4 protein-coding genes are annotated in these 6311 nt (G+C 63.9%); 3 read left to right on the top strand and 1 reads right to left on the bottom strand.

Annotated features, from left to right (window positions below; all coding sequences use genetic code 11):
• The first annotated feature begins 862 nt into the window (after nucleotides 1-862).
• The 3 genes from Q0H50_RS07835 (at nucleotide 863) to Q0H50_RS07825 (ending at nucleotide 3750) form a co-directional block, all read left to right on the top strand.
• Complete coding sequence (locus tag Q0H50_RS07835) at nucleotides 863-1306, top strand: helix-turn-helix domain-containing protein (RefSeq protein ID WP_294421128.1); 444 nt, start codon at nucleotides 863-865, stop codon at nucleotides 1304-1306.
• Between the two features lies 1 nt (nucleotide 1307).
• Nucleotides 1308-1496 carry a hypothetical protein gene (locus Q0H50_RS07830; protein ID WP_294421125.1) on the top strand — a complete coding sequence of 63 codons (189 nt, stop codon included), beginning with the start codon at nucleotides 1308-1310 and terminating at the stop codon, nucleotides 1494-1496.
• Nucleotides 1497-2193: 697 nt separating this feature from the next.
• Nucleotides 2194-3750 (top strand): MFS transporter, encoded by a 1557-nt coding sequence (locus Q0H50_RS07825; RefSeq protein ID WP_294421121.1) that lies wholly within the window; start codon nucleotides 2194-2196, stop codon nucleotides 3748-3750.
• A gap of 7 nt (nucleotides 3751-3757) precedes the next feature.
• Here the strand turns inward: Q0H50_RS07825 and Q0H50_RS07820 are convergent.
• Nucleotides 3758-6311: ABC transporter permease (locus Q0H50_RS07820; protein ID WP_294421119.1), on the bottom strand; the 2554-nt coding region annotated here is incomplete at its 5' end.

Here is a 6311-nt window from a genome sequence, read left to right as displayed (position 1 = left end):
GTCCTGAGGACCCATTTTCATAGGGCGCCTCCTTCCGGATGTGCTGCGCGCGGCGCCTGCGGAAGGAGCGTCGCGCAAGGGGTAAGTGGTATGCCTGCTTATTCTACCGCTCCCAAAGCCCCAGCGCAGCAGCCGTTTCCCACGAAATTGCAATCGAACCACTCGGAATAGGAAAAAGCCGGCGAAGGGGGGCGACGCAGGGTGGAGGATGCAAGGGGAGCGAGCCGGGGTGAGGGAGAGAGCTGACGCTTCGGGGACGTAGCACTATCTGTCCGATTCTCGGACATCTAGTGCTACGTCCCCGAAATGTCAGAATCCGCGACCCGAAGGCGTCAGGGTTTTGCGCATCAAAGGACCACGAAGCATGCGACCTGAGGAATTTGGTTTGGGGCGTGGGCGCAACTGCAGGTTGGGGCAATCGGTTCGTGAAGGGGGGCGAAGAGGGGCGGGCGCTTTGGGCCCGCCCCGCGGCTGACGGCTTGGGCCCCGCTGCTCTCTAGTGCCGCGACCCCCCCGGTTCTGGGCCGTTTTGCAGGAAAACGGGCCCGAATTTGACGTCCTTCCGGAGTTCTGTGCGGTTTTTCCGGCTCTCTGCCGTGGTCCGCGCCATCAGTCGCGACATAACCCCTGGTCAGAAGCTTCCGCATCGTCGCCGTCCCGCTCTGCAGCCTACGAAACCGCCCAGAACTTCGCCCACGCGATTGAGGCGACCCATTGCGTTCCGATGATCCGGGTTTTCTTTCCTGCGCGCCTTCTTGCGCCATATGCCAACCGCTCTTAACATGCGCCTCTATCGGATTCCGCGTTTAGTTGGTGGAAAACGCTGCGTCCACCTGCGACAATCCCAATCAGGAGGTGTCGCATGATCAGTTCGAATAATCAGATGCTTCGGCGTGCGAAGGGGCTGACGCAAGAGGCCTTGGCGCATCGCGTGGGCGTGTCGCGGCAGACGGTGGCGAAATGGGAGGCGGGCGAAAGCGTGCCCGACCTGGCGAATGGCAGCGCGCTTGCCGAGGTGCTAGGCGTCACGCTCGACGTCCTGGCGAATTACCGGCCGACCGAGCTTGGGGAGGTCCCGCCGCCGCGCGGCAAGCACATCTTCGGTTCGGTGCGCGTCGGCGAGCGCGGGCAGATGGTCATCCCGAAACGCGCCCGCGAGGTGTTCGGCATCGAGCCGGGCGATGAGCTGCTGTTGCTGGGCGATGAGGAACGCGGCCTGGCGTTGGTGAAGTCCAGCGCGTTTTTGGCAAGCATCGAGCGTTTCAAACGTGAAATGGGCGCAAAAGATTCCGAAAGGGGCGAATGACATGGAGCATCGATTCGAGCAGGTAAGCGTGGAGCCGTTCACCACGCCGAAATCGTCCGAGCTCAACGGCTATCGCGAGATCATCGCACGATACGCGGAGCAAGGTTTCGAGTACGCAGGGTGGATTCCCGTCCAGCAAGGTCCCAGCGGGAAGATCCTCAAGCTCGACCTGGTATTCGCGCAGAAGTAGGCTCCGGTGGCCCCGCTTTCTAGGTCTGGTTTCGCGCTGGGTTTTCGCCCCTCGGGCCGCCCTGATTTCCCGGTCGGACATTTGGGGACGTAGCACTATATGTCCGAAAATCGGACAGATAGTGCTACGTCCCCAAATGCCCGAGACTGCCCGCGAATCCAAAATCCCACTCACGTAGTCGGAAATGTTAAGACTCTGTGACGATGGTTGCAGATTGGGTTGACGTTTTTCGGGGGAGTGCGAATATGGGCCCATCGAACGCAACGGGCGTTCGGGGGAGCGCGTATGCGCTTTGCACACCGCGTCATTTCGGCGCATAAAGCAGGGTTTTGCGGTTTCGCCGCGGCCCGCAAACGTTAGGAAACATGATGGCCTGCACCAATCTGGATATCCGAATTATCAGCTCCATTATCTAGGGTCCGGGTTGCATTTCAGCTGCCCGAACCCTAAACGGGCAGCTGATGGTTCTTCAAGCCGGAGGCTGTTTGAGAAAAACGGCCTCCGGCTTTTTGCGCCGCCTTTTGCGGCGCCGGCATTTCGCCTGATGTGTTTCGCCTTCCTTCCTATGGCTTTCCCACCTGGCCTTTTGCCACAGCTTTCCGTTTTTCCCAAGCAACGTTCGCTTGCAGGGCCGGTCGTCGACCACACGTGCCGCGCCGCTAACCGGCAACGCGGCAGGAAAGGAAAGGCAAGGCAAATGAACGATCAGCAACAGCGAAACCACCTGTTCGACAGGGGGAAGGCTCAGGGGGCGAACGTACAGATGCGCGGCGCAAAACCCCTGGCAAGCATGCCGCAGCTTGGCATGAAGCCGGCCCTGGCCGGCGCCTCGGCGGCTCCCGCACCCGCATACGCTGGCGCGGCCCCCGCGTCTGCAACCGTGAGCGCCGCATCCGTCAAGCTGGCCGTCGGCCAGACCCCGGCAACCGCTACCGTCGGCGTCGCGTCACCGGCAGTAGTTGCCGCAAAGCCGCAGGTCAAGCGCGACTCAACTCTCGAGGTCATGGTCGCGTCCATGATCGGCACCGCCATCGAGTTCTACGACAACTACTGCTACTCCATCGCCGCGGCAAGCTACTTCGGCCTCATCTTCTTCACCGATGTCGCCAAGTCCGACCCGGTGCTCGCCACGCTGCTGGCCTTCGTCACCTTTGCGGTGAGCTTCCTGGCCCGCCCGTTCGGCAGCCTTTTGTTCGGCCACTTCGGCGATCGTCTCGGCCGCAAGAAAACCCTGGTCGCAGCCCTGATGCTCATGGGAACCGCAACGTTTTGCGTCGGTCTGCTGCCCGGATACGACGTGCTCGGCCCCGCGGCGGTGGTGCTGCTGTGCGTCTGCCGCGCCTGCCAGGGCCTGGGCCTTGCCGGCGAGTGGTCAGGCGCCGCGCTGGTGGCCACCGAGAACGCCCCGGCCGACAAGCGCGCGCTGTTCGGCAGCTTCCCGAACCTCGGCGCGCCCATCGGCTTCTTCTGCGCGTACGGCGTGAACCTGCTGCTCGACACTCTGCTTCCCGCCGACGCGATGGTCGCCTGGGGCTGGCGCGTCCCGTTTTTGCTGTCGTGCCTGCTCGTGATCGTCGGCCTGGTCGTGCGCATGCGCATGAGCGAGACCCCCGTCTTCCAGAAAGCCGCCGCTGAGAACCGCACGACGAAGACCCCGCTGCGTGACCTGGTCCATCATTGGCGCCGCCTGGTGCTGGGCACCTGCACGATGAGCATCACCTACACGCTGTTCTACGTGCTGGGCACCTGGTCGCTGTCCTACGGCGTGTCCACGCTGGGCTTCACGCAGCAGCAGTACCTGGGCATGCAGATGATCTCGGTGCTCTTATTCGCCGGGTTCATCCTGGTGGGCTGCCTGACCGCCGACAAGCGCGGCCGCAAGCCGGTGCTGGTCGTCGGCAACGTGTGCACCGTGCTGTTCGCCCTGGTGGCGCCCATGCTGCTTGCCGCTCATAGCGTGCTGTCCGTGATGGTGTTCCTGTGCGTCGGCTTCGCCTGCATGGGCACGATCTTCGGCCCCTGCGGCAGCTACCTGCCCGAGCTGTTCCCCGCGAAAGTGCGTTATTCCGGAGCCGGCCTGAGCTACAACCTGGCGGCCATCACCGGCGGCGCGTTCGCCCCGACCATCGCATCTGCCCTGGTCATGAACTTCGGCATCCAGTCGCTCGGTTGGTATCTGGGCGGCATGGCCCTGATCGCCCTGGTGGCCCTGGTCTTCTTCCGCGAAAGCAAGGACGTCGACTTCGAGCAGTAAGGCCCCTCTACTCCTGGACCTTCAGCGCCAGTGCCAAGGGCACGCGCTTGATGCGGCGGATGTGCAGCAGCGCCACCGCCAGGTACGTGGCGAACCCGATGGCGATGACCTGCGCGATCGCCGCCATGGGCACGTAGATCTCGATGTTGCCGTTGTAGGCCAGCAGCATGGCGCGGAAGAGCAGCGTCAGCCCGCCGATGATCAGCGGTTGGCACACTACCAGCGACACGATCACCGTCAGCGTGATGGAGCGCACGTACAGCCGGCTGATCTCGGAATCGCGGTAACCGAACACCTTCATGTAGCTGATCGCGCGCGCCGACCGGTCGATCACCGACTTCGTCAGCAGGTACATGAACACCAGGAAGATGAACACGGAAAGCCCCACCAGCATGCCGATCATGTCGTCCATCATGCCGACGAACTGCTCGCCGATGGCGTCCATGCTCGCGGGCGTCAGCTCGCTGGCGAAATAGCGTGCGTCCAGGTCAAGCTCCTGGTCGGAGGCGTAGCCGTTGAAGTAGGCGGCGTCGTTTCCGAAGAAGCGGTTGAAGTCGTCGAGGCTCATGTACAGGGACATGTCGGACTTCGTTCCCCAGGCGTACGCGGCGCCCTCGTAGGTCACCTCGTGCGTCTCGTCCTCGTACTTGTCGTACAGGCTGACGGCCTGCCCGTCCGCAAAACCGAACTTGTCGATTAGCCCGCCGCCGAACACCACGCGCCCGTCGCCCACGGCAAGGCCGTCCCAATAACGCGAATCCTCGGGCACGCCGTACACGGTGATCGTCTCCGTGCCCGAGCCCTCGCCGCGGTTGTAATCCAGCGAATACACGGCATACTTCTCGGCCTGCGCGATCTTCCCCGCTCCGTTATCCACGGTGTTCACGGGGTGGACATCATCGGAGTCGACGTCGATATCGGCGACATCCTCGACCATATCCAGCACCTCATCGCGCGATTTGCCCAGGTCAGCGGCTACGGAATCGATTTTCTCGTAGAACGAATCCTGCGCCGCGCTAAACGCGTCCTGCGCGCGGGTGAAGTCATCCTGCGCATCCTGCGCAGTCTGCATGGCGTCTGTGGAAGGCGCGGCGGCCAGCGCCGTGGCGGCGTCCTGAAGCTTGTCGGCGGCCGTTTGCAACGCGTCGCCCGCATCCTCGAGCGCATCTCCCGCATCCTCCACGGCGGTCAGCTCGCCGCCTTCCACGCTCTGCAGCTCATCGATGGCGGCCCACGCCTCGCGGTCGGCCTGCGTGCCGTCCAGCTCCAGCGGCGCCTTCAGCGTGTACATGTGCTCGGCCACCACGTTGTTGCGCAGGTTCTCTGCGTAGTGCGTCATGGTGGGCAAAATGGCCAGCGAGAACAGCAGCAGCATGCTGGCGAACCCGATTCCCACGAACAGCGTGGCGAAGTTGCCCAGGTTGCGCAAAAACACCCTCATGCGGAAGCGGGCGGTGAAGCTCAGGCGCTCGGGCAGGGCAAAACCGCGCTTCACGCCGCCCTTGCTGGTTTCGTGGCGCAAAAACTCCAGCGGGGTGTGGCCCATCTTGCGCAAAAGCCCCAGCAGCGTGATGCCCACCAGCACGGCCACGGGCAGCATGGTGGTCTGCGCGAACACGCCCCAGCTCCAGGTGGCGTGGTAGGGCGGCAGGCTGTAGCTGCCGTAGTACAGGTTGCGCATCGGCTCGCTCATCAGGGTGTACCCGGCCACGTTGCCCACAACGGCGGCGGCGATGCCCACGGCGGCGGGCAGCGCCAGGTAGTGCGCCACCAGCTCGCGGCGACGATACCCGCTGGCCATCAGCGTGCCGATGATGGCGCTTTCCTCCTCGATGGTGCCCGACGTCAGCACCACGAACGCGAACGCCATGATGGCGATGATCATGTACAGAAGCACGCTCCACATGGTGGAGTCGCCCGCAACGTCGTCGGCGGCGTAGCCGATGCCCTGGTTGGCGCTCGAGTCGGTCAGGTCGTCCACGGTCGCCCCGGCGTCGGAGAGCGCGCGAACCATATCCTTCTCGGCATCGGTGCGCTGCGCCACGGTCAGGTCGCGGTCGGCGAAACGCACCGAGTACGTGTACGCCGGCTGATGCCCCGTGGCCTCAAGCGCCGCAAAACCGCTTTCGGAAACCTCGGCCACGCCGAACGTCAGCGTGTTCACCGTGAAATCGGAGTTGCTCTGGAACAGCGCCTGGTTATCGGAGGTCGTCATGATGCCGCACACGGTGAAGCGCTGGCCGAACAGCTCCACCTCCTCGTCGACGGTTATGCCGTTGTTCGTGGCGAATACGCGGTCGATGGCAACTTCATCGGCAGCCTCGGGCACGCGGCCCTCGGCGTATGCGGCCAGGTCAACCTGGGTGCGATGCTGGTAGACGCGCAGCGTGCGGTCGCGGCCGTCGTCGCCTTGCGCGTGGTTGAGGTCGGCGTCGAAGGACCAGTTGCGGAAGATGTCGGCGGTGCCTGCGCCGGCGTCGCACGCTGCATCGGCGGCGGCGTTCAGCTGCTCGTCGGTGGCCTCGAAGGCGGTGGTGAAGCGCGCGTCCTCGATCGAGTAT

The sequence above is a fragment of the uncultured Senegalimassilia sp. genome (assembly GCF_934632265.1).
GTDB lineage: Bacteria > Actinomycetota > Coriobacteriia > Coriobacteriales > Eggerthellaceae > Senegalimassilia.
This window is presented reverse-complemented; position numbering and strand designations above follow the sequence as displayed.